The 13117-nt window shown below is 59.9% G+C and carries 16 protein-coding genes; 11 read left to right on the top strand and 5 right to left on the bottom strand.

Annotated features, from left to right (window positions below):
• Positions 1-12: 12 nt before the first annotated feature.
• Positions 13-948: an AraC family transcriptional regulator gene (locus AC13Q5_RS08735; RefSeq protein WP_457878981.1), complete on the top strand. Its 936-nt coding sequence runs from the start codon at positions 13-15 to the stop codon at positions 946-948.
• 43 nt (positions 949-991) lie between these two features.
• On the opposite strand, the gene mnmC2 is transcribed toward AC13Q5_RS08735, so the two are convergent.
• Positions 992-1726: a tRNA (5-methylaminomethyl-2-thiouridine)(34)-methyltransferase MnmC2 gene (mnmC2, locus tag AC13Q5_RS08730; RefSeq protein ID WP_457878980.1), complete on the bottom strand. Its 735-nt coding sequence runs from the start codon at positions 1724-1726 to the stop codon at positions 992-994.
• On the opposite strand from mnmC2, the gene AC13Q5_RS08725 reads away from it, so the two are divergent.
• The 8 genes from AC13Q5_RS08725 (at position 1725) to AC13Q5_RS08690 (ending at position 7557) form a co-directional block, all read left to right on the top strand.
• On the top strand, positions 1725-2909 hold the full coding sequence (locus AC13Q5_RS08725; RefSeq protein ID WP_457878979.1) for an NAD(P)/FAD-dependent oxidoreductase: 1185 nt from the start codon (positions 1725-1727) through the stop codon (positions 2907-2909). The two genes, mnmC2 and AC13Q5_RS08725, sit on opposite strands and share 2 nt — an antisense overlap.
• Positions 2910-3014: 105 nt before the next feature.
• Entirely contained in the window at positions 3015-3722 is a 708-nt protein-coding gene (locus AC13Q5_RS08720) for a DUF1045 domain-containing protein (RefSeq protein WP_075851206.1), read from the top strand.
• A 216-nt stretch (positions 3723-3938) separates the two neighbouring features.
• Positions 3939-4862: an allantoinase PuuE gene (gene puuE, locus AC13Q5_RS08715; protein WP_075851204.1), complete on the top strand. Its 924-nt coding sequence runs from the start codon at positions 3939-3941 to the stop codon at positions 4860-4862.
• A 1-nt stretch (position 4863) separates the two neighbouring features.
• Positions 4864-5361 (top strand): 2-oxo-4-hydroxy-4-carboxy-5-ureidoimidazoline decarboxylase, encoded by a 498-nt coding sequence (uraD, locus tag AC13Q5_RS08710; RefSeq protein ID WP_488501441.1) that lies wholly within the window; start codon positions 4864-4866, stop codon positions 5359-5361.
• 264 nt (positions 5362-5625) lie between these two features.
• Positions 5626-5952 carry a HepT-like ribonuclease domain-containing protein gene (locus tag AC13Q5_RS08705; protein ID WP_488501440.1) on the top strand — a complete coding sequence of 109 codons (327 nt, stop codon included), beginning with the start codon at positions 5626-5628 and terminating at the stop codon, positions 5950-5952.
• 7 nt (positions 5953-5959) lie between these two features.
• Positions 5960-6460 carry an ureidoglycolate lyase gene (locus AC13Q5_RS08700; RefSeq protein ID WP_075851198.1) on the top strand — a complete coding sequence of 167 codons (501 nt, stop codon included), beginning with the start codon at positions 5960-5962 and terminating at the stop codon, positions 6458-6460.
• Positions 6457-6813, top strand: coding sequence for a hydroxyisourate hydrolase (uraH, locus tag AC13Q5_RS08695; RefSeq protein WP_488501439.1), 357 nt, complete (start codon positions 6457-6459; stop codon positions 6811-6813). The genes AC13Q5_RS08700 and uraH overlap by 4 nt, the downstream gene beginning before the upstream one ends.
• Positions 6814-6816: 3 nt before the next feature.
• A complete protein-coding gene (locus AC13Q5_RS08690) occupies positions 6817-7557 on the top strand; it encodes a metallophosphoesterase family protein (protein WP_488501438.1) in 741 nt (246 codons plus the stop codon).
• Here the strand turns inward: AC13Q5_RS08690 and AC13Q5_RS08685 are convergent.
• Genes AC13Q5_RS08685 through AC13Q5_RS08675 form a run of 3 tightly spaced genes read right to left on the bottom strand, consistent with a single transcriptional unit; the run spans position 7554 to position 11283 of the window.
• Positions 7554-8693, bottom strand: a complete 1140-nt coding sequence (locus AC13Q5_RS08685) for an alpha-hydroxy acid oxidase (protein ID WP_488501437.1) — start codon at positions 8691-8693, stop codon at positions 7554-7556. The genes AC13Q5_RS08690 and AC13Q5_RS08685 overlap by 4 nt on opposite strands.
• 47 nt (positions 8694-8740) lie before the next feature.
• Positions 8741-10048, bottom strand: coding sequence for a guanine deaminase (gene guaD, locus AC13Q5_RS08680; RefSeq protein ID WP_488501436.1), 1308 nt, complete (start codon positions 10046-10048; stop codon positions 8741-8743).
• Positions 10045-11283 (bottom strand): urate hydroxylase PuuD, encoded by a 1239-nt coding sequence (locus AC13Q5_RS08675; protein WP_488501435.1) that lies wholly within the window; start codon positions 11281-11283, stop codon positions 10045-10047. Before AC13Q5_RS08675 ends, guaD begins: the two co-directional genes overlap by 4 nt.
• 213 nt (positions 11284-11496) lie before the next feature.
• Here AC13Q5_RS08675 and AC13Q5_RS08670 point away from each other — a divergent pair, with 213 nt between their 5' ends.
• Positions 11497-11829 carry a hypothetical protein gene (locus AC13Q5_RS08670; protein WP_075851186.1) on the top strand — a complete coding sequence of 111 codons (333 nt, stop codon included), beginning with the start codon at positions 11497-11499 and terminating at the stop codon, positions 11827-11829.
• Between the two features lie 3 nt (positions 11830-11832).
• Here the strand turns inward: AC13Q5_RS08670 and AC13Q5_RS08665 are convergent, their stop codons facing one another.
• Positions 11833-12729: a LysR substrate-binding domain-containing protein gene (locus tag AC13Q5_RS08665; RefSeq protein ID WP_488501434.1), complete on the bottom strand. Its 897-nt coding sequence runs from the start codon at positions 12727-12729 to the stop codon at positions 11833-11835.
• 102 nt (positions 12730-12831) lie between these two features.
• Between AC13Q5_RS08665 and AC13Q5_RS08660 the strand changes: the two genes are divergently transcribed.
• Positions 12832-13035, top strand: coding sequence for a hypothetical protein (locus tag AC13Q5_RS08660; protein WP_075851182.1), 204 nt, complete (start codon positions 12832-12834; stop codon positions 13033-13035).
• Positions 13036-13117: the final 82 nt, after the last annotated feature.

Genomic DNA, 13117 nt, shown 5'->3' with positions numbered 1-13117 from the left:
ATCGCGAAAACTATGAGTATCTTGCCAAATCCTATGAAGATGACGGATGGAGGGGCGAAGCGCCAGGAGTTGGTGGAGCTGGCGGGGCTTCTTGCTCCCAGCCAAGGATACAATCCAACGGCGTTTGCCGGCGTCCGCATTCTCAGGACCGAGGCGATCCTTCATGACGTCCCCGTGCTCTATAAGCCGGGTGCGGTATTCGTTCTGCAAGGCCGAAAGCAGGGCATGCTTGAAGGCGAGGTCTATCTCTACGATGAGGAACACTATCTGGCCGTGTCGGTGCCCGTTCCATTTCGGATGGAATCGTCAGCCAGTGCAGAACGTCCCTTGCTTGCCGTCTATGTCGAGTTCGACATGCTGCTGGCTGCCGAAATCGCCTCGGAAATGGAGACGCGGCGTCCTGAGCCGACAGCTGGCCGAGCGAGAAGTCTGATATCGAGCAGAATGGAGCCGATGATCGAGGATGTCGTGCTGCGTCTGCTGCGGGCATTGCGCGATCCCGTCGAGCTTGCGGTTCTGGGAGCGGGCACCCTGCGCGAGCTGCATTACCGGGTGCTCGTCGGTCCGCAAGGCGGCGCGATGATCTCGGCGCTTCAACAGCAGGGCATTTCCGGGAAGATCGTTGGAAGCCTTACCCGATTGCGCGAGACCTACAGTTCCGAGATCTCGGTTGCGGCGCTGGCGCGAGAGGCGGGCATGAGCGTTCCCTCCTATCACGTCCATTTCAAGGCCCTGACGGGAAGCAGTCCGATACAATATGTGAAGGCGATGCGGCTCCATGAGGCACGGTTGATGATTGCGCGTCAGGACAAGACGATCGCAGAGGTGGCGGCATCGGTCGGCTATGCCAGCCCCGCTCAGTTCAGCCGAGATTTCAAACGACACTTCCGGCGTACCGCCTCGCAGGAGGCCAGCTGGGTTCGCCAGCATCTTGGCGAGTTGGTATGAGCCCTCAATGGTCGTCTTCCGGCCCGGCGACTGAAATCCGGCCTCAGGCAGGCTTGGTGCCGCAGAGCATTTCGCGCTTGCCGGCAAAGCCCTTGCGCCGCTCCACGACAAATCCCGCCGCCTGCAGGTTTCGCCGCACGAAGCCGGCGGCTGCATAGGTGGCGAAAGTGCCGTTCGGAACGGTCTTGTCGTGGAGCATCCGCATGAGTTCCGGCGACCACATGTCGGCGTTGCGCGACGGTGCGAAGCCGTCGAGATACCAGGCATCGAAGCCCTGCTGGGCGTCGCGCACGCCTTCAAGGGCCGGTCCGCAGACGACGCTGAGGCGCGTATTCGCATCGAGCTCGAGCGACACGACACCCTCGGGATGGTCCGGCCAGGCGGCGACGAGCGCTTGGCGCTCCCGGTCGATTTCAGGCCAATGCGACAGCGCGCGGTCAATCTCCTCGGCCCGCATCGGGTAGAGCTCGAAGGACATGAAATGCAGCTCCGAACCGGGGAGCGCCCATTGCCGCCACTGGCGCCAGGTCTCGCAGAAATTCAGGCCGGTGCCGAAACCGAGTTCGCCAATGAGGAAATTCTGTCGTCCCTGCCAACGGTCGGGCAGACCATTGCCGGCCAGGAAGACGTGGCCGCATTCCAGCCGCCCGTCCGTCTGGCAATAAAAATGGTCGCCAAAGGCCGTCGAATAGGGCATATCGCCGTCGCGCCATTCGAGCTCCGGGCTTGCCGCATTGGTTTCGGATGCTTCTGTCCGATCGGAAACTGGATCTGTCATGGAAAGAGCCGATAATCTTCTCAGACCCGCCGGTCAATCGTCCGTCGATCTACTGATCGTCGGCGGCGGGATCATGGGGCTGTGGGCGGCCGTTCATGCCGAGCGTCTCGGTATCCAAGCATTGCTCGTGGAAGCCGGCCGCGTCGGACAGGGAGCGAGCGGCGGCCTGCTTGGCGCGCTGATGCCGCATATGCCGGATAAATGGTCCGAGAAGAAGCAGTTTCAGTTCGATGCCCTTGTCGCGCTGGAACAAGAAATTGCCGGCCTGGAGGCCGAGACCGGGCTTTCGGCGGGTTACTGTCGCGCCGGTCGCCTGATCCCGCTGCCGAAGCCGCATCTGCGGCAGATCGCACTCGGTCATTCCCGGGATGCGGAAGCGCATTGGCGGCATGGGGAGCGCCGGTTTCATTGGCACGTGCTCGATGCAGCGCCCGTTGAAGGCTGGATCGAAGCTTCCTTCGCGGAAAGCGGATTTGTGTACGATACCCTGGCCGCGCGCGTCGCGCCCCGCGCCTTGCTGGAGGTGCTTTGCAAATCTCTGGCTGGGGCAAGGCATGTCCGGCTCGCCGAGGGCGTTGCCGTGGAGAGCATCGATCCTGACAAGGGTCTCGCACGCACGAATGAGGGCGACATTCGCTTCGGCCGTTGCATCCTTTCTGCCGGCTATCGTTCGTTTCCAATCCTTGATGAATTGACGGAGGGACGCAAAACCTCGCTCGGCCAACCGGTCAAGGGCCAGGCGGCGATGCTGAAGGCCGATGTCGACGGTGGCTTGCCCGTTATCTTCCGTGATGGCCTTTATATCGTCCCGCATGAGAATGGTTTGGTCGCGGTCGGCAGCACGAGCGAGAATCGGTTTGGCGACCCGTTGACGACGGATGGGCAGCTCGACGATCTGCTTGTGGGCGCGCGCGCCATGGCGCCGGTGCTCGCCGGCGCGGAGGTGGTTGAGCGTTGGGCTGGCCTGCGTCCGAAGGCCGTGGATCGCGACCCGATGGTGGGCGCTCATCCCGATCATCCCTCGTTGATCGCATTGACAGGTGGCTTCAAGGTGAGCTTCGGGCTGGCGCATCGGCTGGCGGAGGCGGCCGTGCGGGAAGCGGTTGGGGCGCCCGCTTGCTTCAAGTTGCCGCAGAGTTTCACTTTAGCGAGTCATATTTCAGTCATATCACATAAAACGTGAATTTACGCCTCTTTCGGGTCGTCAATCTGTCACGCAAATCACCTATCTCCTTGGCCATCGGTGCCGGTTCGGCCTACCTGATGTTACGCGCCTTGGAGGAATTTTATGCGGTACGCCATTTGCTTCACACCGTCTGCGAGTGATCCGCTGACGCTTGTGGCGGCGAATTGGCTCGGCCGCAATGTCTATTCCGGCGAGATGGTTGATCCACCTGCGATCCGCGGGCTCGGCATTCACGAGATCGCCTTCTACACCGCTGTTCCGCGCCGCTATGGCTTCATGGGGCTTCTGAAGGCGCCGTTCCGGCTGGCGGAGGACATGTCAGAGGCTGGGTTGCTGCGCGATCTGATGCGGTTTTCCGGCACGGTTGCGCCCTTCGAAATTCCAAGGCTCGAGGTTGCGCGGCTCGGCGGTGCGCTGGGTCTCGTTCCTTCCGTGCCAAGCCAACAGATGCATTTCCTGGCGGCGTCGCTGGTGCAGACCTTCGATCAATACAGGGCTCCCTTGAGCGAAGCGGAAATCGAGCGCATCGATCCCGATGGCCTGTCAGCGACGCAATTTGCCAATCTGCATCGTTGGGGGCATCCCCACGTCATGGATGAGTTCCGCTTTCAGATGATGCTGACGGGCACAGTGAGCCCCGCCGATATGGCGCGTATCGAGCGTGCTTTGCGCGAGTTTTTCGAACCGTCCCTGGCTGCGCCCGTTCCCATAGCCAACATCGCGCTTATGATGGAAGACGGGGCGGGCGGTCCCTTCCGCGTGCACTCTCTGCATCCAATGGGAAAGGTCAGTGCGCGCAAGATCGCTTAAAGCGCGTTGCGATCTTTTAGATTCGCTTCCCGCGCTTCAGGCGATCTTGCGCATGTCGTTATCGCAAAACCGCTGCACATTTTTGCGCGACATGCTTTAGATTAGCGACTGGCGCGTGCCAATACCCCGCTTTGACGCGAAAGTGATTTTCCGAGTTTCCGTCTCGACTTTCCCGGCATGGATGCTACCGTTCCGCGATCAGAGAAGGTGCATCCAATGTCGGAAATCTATCCCCGTAATCTCATCGGCTACGGCCGCAATACGCCGGACCCTAAATGGCCTGGCGATGCCCGCGTAGCAGTGCAATTCGTGATCAACTATGAAGAGGGTGGGGAAAGCTGCATTCTCGACGGCGATCCGGGTTCCGAAAACCTGCTCTCCGAGATTGTCGGAGCTGCTTCCTGGCCAAACCAGCGCAATCTCAACATGGAATCGATCTACGAATACGGCTCGCGCGCCGGATTCTGGCGGCTGTGGCGCATGTTCACCGAACTCAAGGTTCAGGCGACGGTCTATGGCGTGACGCTCGCCATGGCCCGCAACCCGGAAGCGGTCGCCGCCATGAAGGAAGCCGGCTGGGAAATCGCCAGCCACGGCTATCGCTGGCTGGAGTATAAGGACTTTTCAGAGGATCTGGAGCGCAAGCACATTCTCGAGGCCGTGCGGTTGCATACCGAACTCACCGGCGAGCGGCCCTACGGCATGTACCAGGGCAAGCCGTCCGATAATACGCTGCGGCTCGTGATGGAGGAAGGCGGTTTCCTCTATTCCTCCGATTCCTATGCCGACGATCTACCCTTCTGGGTCGATGGTCTGAACGGCAAGCCGTTCCTGATCATCCCCTATACACTCGAAACCAACGATATGCGCTTTGCGACGCCGCAGGGTTTCAATTCGGGCGACCAGTTCTTCACCTACCTCAAGGATGCCTTCGACACGCTCTATGAAGAGGGCAAGCAAGGCAGCCCGAAGATGATGTCCGTGGGCTTGCATTGCCGCCTTGTCGGTCGCCCCGGCCGCGCCGCTGCGTTGCGGCGGTTCATCGAATATGTGCAGAAGCATGACAAGGTCTGGATCCCGAAGCGCGTTGAGATCGCCAACCACTGGTATGAGAATCATCTTCCAGGGGGAGCGCGCTGACATGATATCGCGGGACGATTTTATCGGCCGCTTCGGCGGCGTCTTCGAACATTCGCCTTTCGTGGCCGAGCGCGCCTATGATGCTGGTGCGATCGCCGAGCCGCTAACCTCCGGCGGCGTGCATTCCGCGCTGGTGCGGGTTTTCCGTGCCGCAAGCGAGGCGGAGCGGCTTGGCGTGCTGCGGGCGCACCCGGATCTTGCCGGCCGGCTGGCGATTGCCGGCGAGCTGACCGAGGACAGCCGCAAGGAGCAGGCCGGCGCCGGGCTCGATCGGCTGAGCCCTGAGGAGCACGCCCGGTTTACCGAGCTCAATGCCGCCTATGTGACGAAGTTTGGCTTTCCCTTCATCATCGCGGTCAAGGGGCTCGGCAAGGACGATATCCTGGCTGCCTTCGAAACCCGGATCGACAATGGTCGGGATGCGGAACTCGCGACGGCGGCAGCGCAGGTCGAAAAGATCGCGCTGCTGCGCCTGCAGTCCATGCTTCCCGAAGCGTGACGGGCGGCCCTCGGGCCGCCATCCTCTCCCATACTTGCTTCCGCATAGGTTTTTTCGCAGAAAGTACGAGCTATTTTTCAGTTCGTTCATGGCCTAGTATCCACGGGTAGGATGCTGCGGTGAGGCCATGAAAGCATTGTCCAGAGATAGAAGAGAGCAGGTGGTCGGCGATGCCGAGCGGCGTTTCAGCGCGCAGAGATTGCATACTGTCTGCGAAGTGAAGCCCGCATGAGTCTGGATCCGCTGATCACCTATCTCGAGCGCATGCAGCTTACTGCATCCGAAATCGGCCAATTCCTTCGGGGGATCGATCAGGCCACATTTTCCAACAATGTCGAGAAACAGCGTGCCATCGGCATGGATCTTCTGCTGATCGGCGAGGCCGCCACACGCATAGCAGAAGAATATCCGGAGTTTGTCGTTGACCATCCGGAGCTGCCTTGGCATGTGATGCAGGACTTCCGGAATCGGATTGTGCAAGGGTATGTCGACATCGAGTTGGCGACCCTTTGGGGCATCGCCCACAAATCAGTTCCGGAGTTGCTCCTGCAATTGGACTCCATTCGCCACTGGCGAGCGGAAGGCGAATAATCAGTCAATGACACAGCATCTCGACATCAATCCTTTGACAAAGGCCGCGTTCGCACCCTTCGGTGATGTGATCGAGGCCGATCCGGCAACCATGCGATACATCAACGGTGGCACGACAGAGCGCTTTCATGCGTTGTCCAATGCCGAAGCTGCCGGGGATGGGGCTCGGGTTATCCTGAACCTCTTTCGCGGCCAGCCGCGCGCGTTTCCTTTCTCGATCGACATGATGGAGCGGCATCCTTTCGGCAGCCAGTGTTTCGTGCCGCTGAACGGCCGGCCGTTTCTCGTCGTTGTTGCAGAGGATGAGGGTGGCAAGCCCGGCAGGCCGCAGGTCTTCCTGGCGCGGGGTGAGCAGGGCGTGAACTATCGGGTCAATGTCTGGCACTATCCGCTGATGGCGCTGGACGAACAGAGCGATTTTCTTATCGTGGATCGCGACGGACCGGGAAACAATCTGGAAGAATACTTCTTCGATACGCCCTTTACCATTGGAGCACCGACGCTATGACCGGATTGACCACCCATGTGCTCGATACTGCCCTTGGCAAGCCGGCTGAAGGTCTGGTGATCGATCTTTTCAGGGTTGAGGGCGAGGCGCGCACGCATCTGAAGACGGTTGTGACCAACTCCGACGGGCGCGTGGACGGTGGTCCCATCCTGATCGGTGACAGCTTCGTTGCCGGCACCTATGAATTGCTGTTCCGCGCTGGAGACTATCTGCGTGTCAGCGGCTCCAAGCTGCCGGAGCCGGCTTTTCTCGATCTCGTGCCGATCCGGTTTGGTATCGCCGATACGACGGCGCATTATCATGTGCCGCTGCTGATCTCCCCCTACGGCTATTCCACCTATCGCGGGAGTTGAGATTTGCGCTTTGCAGCCATAGCGGACATTCACGGCAACCACCTTGCGCTCGAAGCGGTGCTTGCGGATATCTGCAGCCAGGGCATCAGCGATATCGTCAATCTCGGCGATTGCTTCAGCGGGCCACTGACGGCGGGGAAAACGGCGGATCTCCTGCTTGGGCTCGATGCCATAACCATACGCGGCAATCATGATCGGTATCTGATCGATCGGGTGCCGGAGGCGATGCATGTCTCGGACAGGGCCGCGCATTCGCAACTGACGGAACGCCATCTCGATTGGCTGCGTGGCTTATCCTTCAGCGCAGTTCATCTAGGTGAAGTCTATCTCTGCCATGCGACGCCGGCCAATGATAATGTTTACTGGCTCGAATCCGTCTCCGCGGACGGTCAGGTCTATTTGAGGCCTTTGGAAGAGATTGAGGCGTTAGCCGCCGGTATCGATTTTCCGCTGATCTTGTGCGGGCATACCCATATTCCGCGTGCCGTCAGGCTTTCCGATGGCCGCCTGATCGTCAATCCCGGCAGCGTCGGCTGCCCGGCCTATGACGACGATCTGCCCTTTTACCACAAGGTAGAGGCTGGCCATCCTTTCGCCTCCTACGCAATTTTGGAGAAGGTGGGGGATCATTGGCTGCCGGTTTTCCGGCAGGTCGCCTATGATCACATGGCGATGGCGAAGCTCGCGGCGCAGAATGGCCGTGAGGAGTGGGCGAGCGGTCTGGCTACGGGCTGGCTGCGTTAGAAATCAGCCAAAATCGACCGATCCACCGCTCTGATATCCCGCTTGCCGCAGAGCGCCATGGAAATATCCAGCTCTTTGCGGATGATTTCGAGCGCGAGCGTCACGCCTTCCTTGCCCATGGCGCCGAGGCCGTAGAGGAAGGGGCGGCCGATGAAGGTGCCCTTGGCGCCGAGTGCTACGGCCTTCAGCACATCCTGGCCGGAGCGGATGCCGCCATCCATATGCACCTCGATCCTGTCGCCGACGGCATCGACGATGTGAGGCAGCATGTTGATGGAGGAATGCGCGCCATCGAGCTGCCTGCCGCCATGATTGGAGACGATGATGGCGTCGGCGCCGGTATCGACGGCCGCTTTCGCATCCTCGACATCGAGGATGCCCTTGATGACCAGCGGGCCGCCCCATTGCTCTTTGATCCAGGCGACATCGTTCCAGGAAAGTTTGGGATCGAACTGCGAGTGCGTCCAGTGCGACAGCGTCGTCATGTCGGATATATCCTTGGCATGACCGATGATATTGCCGAAGGAGCGGCGCCTGGTCTTCAGCATGCCCATGCACCAGCCCGGCCGCGTCGCCATCTGCCACAGGTTCTTTGCCGTCATTTTCGGCGGTGCCGAAAGCCCGTTGCGAATGTCGTTATGGCGCTGGCCGAGGATCTGCAGGTCGGCCGTCAGCACGAGCGCCGAGCATTTCGCCGCCTTGGCGCGCTGGATCAGGTTCAGAACGAAATCGCGGTCTTTCATCACGTAGAGCTGGAACCAGAAGGGCTGCTTCGTCACTGAGGCGATGTCCTCGATCGAGCAGATGCTCATCGTCGAGAGCGTGAAGGGAATGCCGAATTCCTCGGCGGCACGCGCCGCCAGCATCTCGCCATCGGCGTGCTGCATACCAGTGAGGCCGGTCGGCGCCAGCGCCACCGGCATGGAGGCTTTTTGCCCGACCATGGTGGTTGCGAGTGACCGATCGGACATGTCGACGAGGACGCGCTGGCGCAACTTGATCTTGGCAAAATCCGCCTCGTTCGCCTGATATGTCGACTCGGTCCAGGAGCCGGAATCGGCATATTGGAAGAACATTTTCGGCACGCGCCGCTGAGCAAGCGTTTTCAGTTCTGCGATGGTAAGCGGCGCGGTCATGGCTCTTTGCCTTCTGGATGGTTACATGGGGGCAGGTTCGGATTGCCTCATTGCAGGATCGATTTCATCGGCTTTCCGGCGACATAGGTTTCCACGACGGCGCGGTCGTCGCCCATGGTCTGCAGCAGGAACAGCTCTTCGGTGAGGCTCTTCGTCACTTCCATCTTCAGCGCCATGGCCGGCGTTGCAGCGGCGTTAAGGACGATCAGATCGGCTTCGGTACCGGCATCGAGCGTGCCGATCTTGTCGACGAGGGAGAGGGATTCAGCATTCCCTCGCGTCATGTAATAGTAGCTTTCCAGCGGATTCAGGCGCTCGCCGAGCAGCTGCTGGATCTTGTAGGCCTCATCCATGGTGCGCAGCATGGAATAGCTGGAGCCGCCGCCGATATCGGTGGCGACACCGATACGCACGGGTTTTTCGCGGCGTGCCAGCGCCTTCAGCGGGAAGAGGCCAGAGCCGAGGAACAGGTTCGAGGTCGGGCAATGCACCGCAACGGCGCCGGCATCGCTCATGGCATCGGCTTCGCGCTCCGAGAGGTGAATCGCATGGCCGAACAGGCTTTTAGGGCCAAGCAGCCCGTAGCGCGCGTAGATATCGGTGTAGTCGATCGCTTCCGGATAGAGCTCGCAGGTGAACGTGATCTCGTCGTGGTTCTCGGAGAGATGCGTCTGAATGTGCAGATCGGGGAATTCGCGGGCGAGAGTGGCAGTCGCTTCCATCTGCGCCGGCGTCGAGGTAATGGCGAAGCGCGGCGTGATGGCGACGTGGTTGCGGCCCTTGCCGTGCCAGTCTGATATCACCTGGCGGGTCTCGTCATAGCCCATTTCCGGCGTGTCGAGCAGGCCCTGCGGCGCATGGCGATCCATCATCACCTTGCCGCCGACCATGCGCATGTTGCGCCGCATGGCTTCGGCAAAATAGGCATCGGCGGAGGTCTTGTGCACCGAGCAATAGGCGACGGCCGTCGTCGTGCCGTGGCGGATCATCTCGTCATAGAAATGCTTGGCGATCCGCTCCGCATGGGCGCTTTCGACAAAGCGGCATTCCTCGGGGAAGGTATAGGTGTTCAGCCATTCCAAGAGGTTGGCGGCATAAGAGGCAATCACCTGCATTTGCGGGAAATGCAGGTGCATGTCGATGAAACCGGGCAGGATCAGATGCGGGCGATGGTCGATTTCGACCACGCCTTCCGGTGCCTGCGCCTTGATATCGGCATAAGGGCCGGTCGCGACGATCATGCCGCTCTCGATCAGCAGGCCGCCGTCGCTTTCATAAGCGTAGCTGTCGGTATCATCGAGGCTTTGCGGCAGGCGCTTGAAGGAAAGCAGTCGGCCGCGCAGAAGGGTGGTCATTGGCTTTTTTCTCCGATGGAGCTTTCGAACCAGGCGACCAGCAATTTGCGTTCCTCGGGCGTCACCTCGGTGACATTGGCGGGAGGCATGGCGTGGCTGCGGCCGGCCTGGATATAGATCTCCCGGGCATGCATAGCGATTTGCTCGTCATTTTCCAGCATCACACCCTTTGGCGGCCGGACAATCCCCTCATAAACGGGTTCGGCTGAATGGCACATGGTGCAGCGCGTCGAAACTATCTCTTTGACGGACGAGAAATGTATATCCGAGGCAAACGGCTGGAAGGCGGGAGGGATTGCATTGGCCTCCTTCTCGCCGGTCAACACTTTGGGAACGGTCGAAAGCCACATGATGACAATGAATAGGATGACGGTGACGATCCAGGTCCAGGTTGGATGACCCTTGCGGGCATGCGTCGTGTTGAACCAGTGACGGATGGTGACCCCCATGAGGAAAACCAGCGCCGCAATCACCCAATTATAGGCTGTGCCGAAAGCCAACGGATAGTGGTTCGACAGCATGAAAAAGATGACAGGCAGCGTCAGATAGTTGTTGTGCAGCGAGCGCTGCTTGGCGATACGGCCATATTTAGGGTCGGGCGTGCGGCCGGCAATGAGGTCTGCGACGACGATCTTCTGGTTGGGAATGATGATCATGAAGACGTTCGCCGACATGATCGTCGCGGTGAAGGCGCCGAGATGCAGGAAGGCGGCGCGACCGGTGAAAAGGTGCGTGTAGCCCCAGGCCATGAAGACCAGCACGGCATAAAGCACGATCATCAGCCCCCAGGTGTTGTTGCCAAGCGGGGACTTGCAGAGCAGATCATAGACGATCCAGCCGCCGGCAAGCGAAGCCAGCGAAATCAGGATCGCGACGGGAACGCTGACATCGAGCACATGTCGGTCGATGAGGAAGAGGTTGGCACCGACGTAGTAGACGATGCACAGCATCAGGAAGCCGGAAATCCAGGTGAAATAGCTCTCGTATTTGAACCAGGTCAGATGCTCCGGCATCTGTGCCGGGGCGACGAGATATTTCTGGATATGATAGAAGCCGCCGCCATGAACCTGCCATTCCTCGCCATGGGCGCCGGGCGGAAGATGCGGGCGCTTCACCAGCCCGAGATCGAGCGCGATGAAGTAGAAAGACGAACCGATCCAGGCAATGGCGGTTATGACGTGGAACCAGCGGGCGGCAAAGGCCAGCCATTCCCACGCTATGGCGTATTCATACATTCAGTTCCCCTTTTTCTTCCTCCGACTCCGCACCTTGCAAAATGTTGGCGGCGGAGGGAAGGGGAGAGTTTGATGCGCCAGCAAAAAGCCTGACCTTGTTTAGTGCACGGACCGCATTAGATCAGATTATGGCAGTTTTTAATAAAATGCCCTCGGCTGCTTGGAGCGGGCCGTGTCCGCGGCGGCCGTCAATTTTTCGACGGAGAATTGCCCATGCGTGGTGTTCTGGCCTTCGTCTTTTTTGCCTTTGCAAGCTCCGCCCTGGCGCATGATGCGCCCTCCGGATGGTCCTATGATCCCTATTGCTGTAATGGCGACAGCACGACCGGCGACTGCGAGATGATCCCGTCGCGCACGGTCACCATCGTGCCGGGTGGCTATCGCGTGACGCTCAATCCCGGCGACCATCGCTACATCACGCACGCGCATATTTTCAATCTGCCGCAGAGCAAGGCGATGCATTCGCCGGATGGCGCTTATCATCTCTGTCTGTTTCCGGACGAGAATACCCCGCGCTGTTTCTATGCGCCCGATATGTCCGATTGAGTGTTATTGCAGCGGCATGCCGAATTCGCTGAGGAGCCAATCCCTGAAGGCGCGGATACGCGGCGTATGACGCCTGTTTTCCGGATAGGCGATCCAATAGTCCGTATTGTCGGACGAAAGAATGTTGAAGGGCTGGATCAACCGACCGGAAGCCAGATCATCCGCATAGAATTCCGGGGTCAGGATGGCGACGCCCTGACCGGCCAACGCCGCGCTCGCCTCGAAGGACTGGGCGCCGAGCCTGCTTCGCGGCCGACCCTGAAGACCGGGGTCGGGAACGCCTGCCTCCTTAAACCATTGGACCCACCATGGGTCGCCCGCGTCGATGATGCGGAGCTTCAGGAGATCGGCCGGTTCATGTATGCCGCCGACCGTCTCGGCAAGCGCCGGGCTCAGCATCGGCGTGAAATAGACCTTCATCAGCAGGTGCGCACGCAATCCCGGCCACTGGCCACGCCCGGCGCGGATGGCGATATCGGAGGGCTCACGGGCGAAGTCGATGATCGAGCCGGATGTATCCAGCCGAACGGCGATATTGGGATGCTTCAGCTGAAACGACCCGATATGGCGGGCCAGCCACTGCGAGGCAAAGGTCGGGGTCGAATGGATGCGCAGCGTCGTTTCGGCATCGCCGCTGATCGAGGCCATGGCCTCCTGCAGCAAGGCAAAGGCTTCAGCCACTTTCGGTGCAAGCTGCTCTCCGGCCTCGGTCAACAGGATCTGTCGCGGACGACGCAGGAATAACGGCTCGCCCACGGTCTCTTCCAGCAGCTTGATCTGATAGCTGACCGCGGTCTGGGTCATGCCAAGCTCTTCGCCGGCCCGCGTGAAACTGCCGTGCCGGGCGGCGGCCTCGAAGACGCGGAGCGCATTCAGCGGGAAGCGCTTGGAGAGCTTCATGGATAAGTTCTCTTTATGTATGCAGACGATAGTTCGATTGGAATTTCAGCATTTTTCGCGACAAACTGCAATCCATATCGTTGATTGGATTGAGGTGTTGCCATGGATTGTTATGTCGTGGAGTCGGTGAATGCGGTCAAGCCCACGCTCTTGGCGCGTCTTTTGGAGTCGGTGACGCAGGTCTTCCTGAAGCATGGTGAGCCATCGCCGAATCTGGATCTTGACGAGATGCCGGACCGGCTGAAGCGCGATCTTGGATTTCTCGATGGGCGCGAGCCGCATTATGACGACAGGCGGGTGTTGTAGGCAGAATTGACCTCCGGATACTGGCGCTTTCAGCGCCGATCTGGATGAGCGTCGCGTGCAGTGCTCGCATGTGAGGCTTTGA

The sequence above is a fragment of the Martinezella sp. CNPSo 3964 genome (assembly GCF_057784375.1).
This window is presented reverse-complemented; position numbering and strand designations above follow the sequence as displayed.

Coding starts and splice junctions, on each gene's coding strand:
- AC13Q5_RS08735 (WP_457878981.1), top strand. CDS start 13: ATGAGTATCTTGCCAAATCCTATGAAGATGACGGATGGAGGGGCGAAG.
- AC13Q5_RS08725 (WP_457878979.1), top strand. CDS start 1,725: ATGGAAAGAGCCGATAATCTTCTCAGACCCGCCGGTCAATCGTCCGTC.
- mnmC2 (WP_457878980.1), bottom strand. CDS start 1,726: ATGACAGATCCAGTTTCCGATCGGACAGAAGCATCCGAAACCAATGCG.
- AC13Q5_RS08720 (WP_075851206.1), top strand. CDS start 3,015: ATGCGGTACGCCATTTGCTTCACACCGTCTGCGAGTGATCCGCTGACG.
- puuE (WP_075851204.1), top strand. CDS start 3,939: ATGTCGGAAATCTATCCCCGTAATCTCATCGGCTACGGCCGCAATACG.
- uraD (WP_488501441.1), top strand. CDS start 4,864: ATGATATCGCGGGACGATTTTATCGGCCGCTTCGGCGGCGTCTTCGAA.
- AC13Q5_RS08705 (WP_488501440.1), top strand. CDS start 5,626: ATGCAGCTTACTGCATCCGAAATCGGCCAATTCCTTCGGGGGATCGAT.
- AC13Q5_RS08700 (WP_075851198.1), top strand. CDS start 5,960: ATGACACAGCATCTCGACATCAATCCTTTGACAAAGGCCGCGTTCGCA.
- uraH (WP_488501439.1), top strand. CDS start 6,457: ATGACCGGATTGACCACCCATGTGCTCGATACTGCCCTTGGCAAGCCG.
- AC13Q5_RS08685 (WP_488501437.1), bottom strand. CDS start 8,693: ATGACCGCGCCGCTTACCATCGCAGAACTGAAAACGCTTGCTCAGCGG.
- guaD (WP_488501436.1), bottom strand. CDS start 10,048: ATGACCACCCTTCTGCGCGGCCGACTGCTTTCCTTCAAGCGCCTGCCG.
- AC13Q5_RS08675 (WP_488501435.1), bottom strand. CDS start 11,283: ATGTATGAATACGCCATAGCGTGGGAATGGCTGGCCTTTGCCGCCCGC.
- AC13Q5_RS08670 (WP_075851186.1), top strand. CDS start 11,497: ATGCGTGGTGTTCTGGCCTTCGTCTTTTTTGCCTTTGCAAGCTCCGCC.
- AC13Q5_RS08665 (WP_488501434.1), bottom strand. CDS start 12,729: ATGAAGCTCTCCAAGCGCTTCCCGCTGAATGCGCTCCGCGTCTTCGAG.
- AC13Q5_RS08660 (WP_075851182.1), top strand. CDS start 12,832: ATGGATTGTTATGTCGTGGAGTCGGTGAATGCGGTCAAGCCCACGCTC.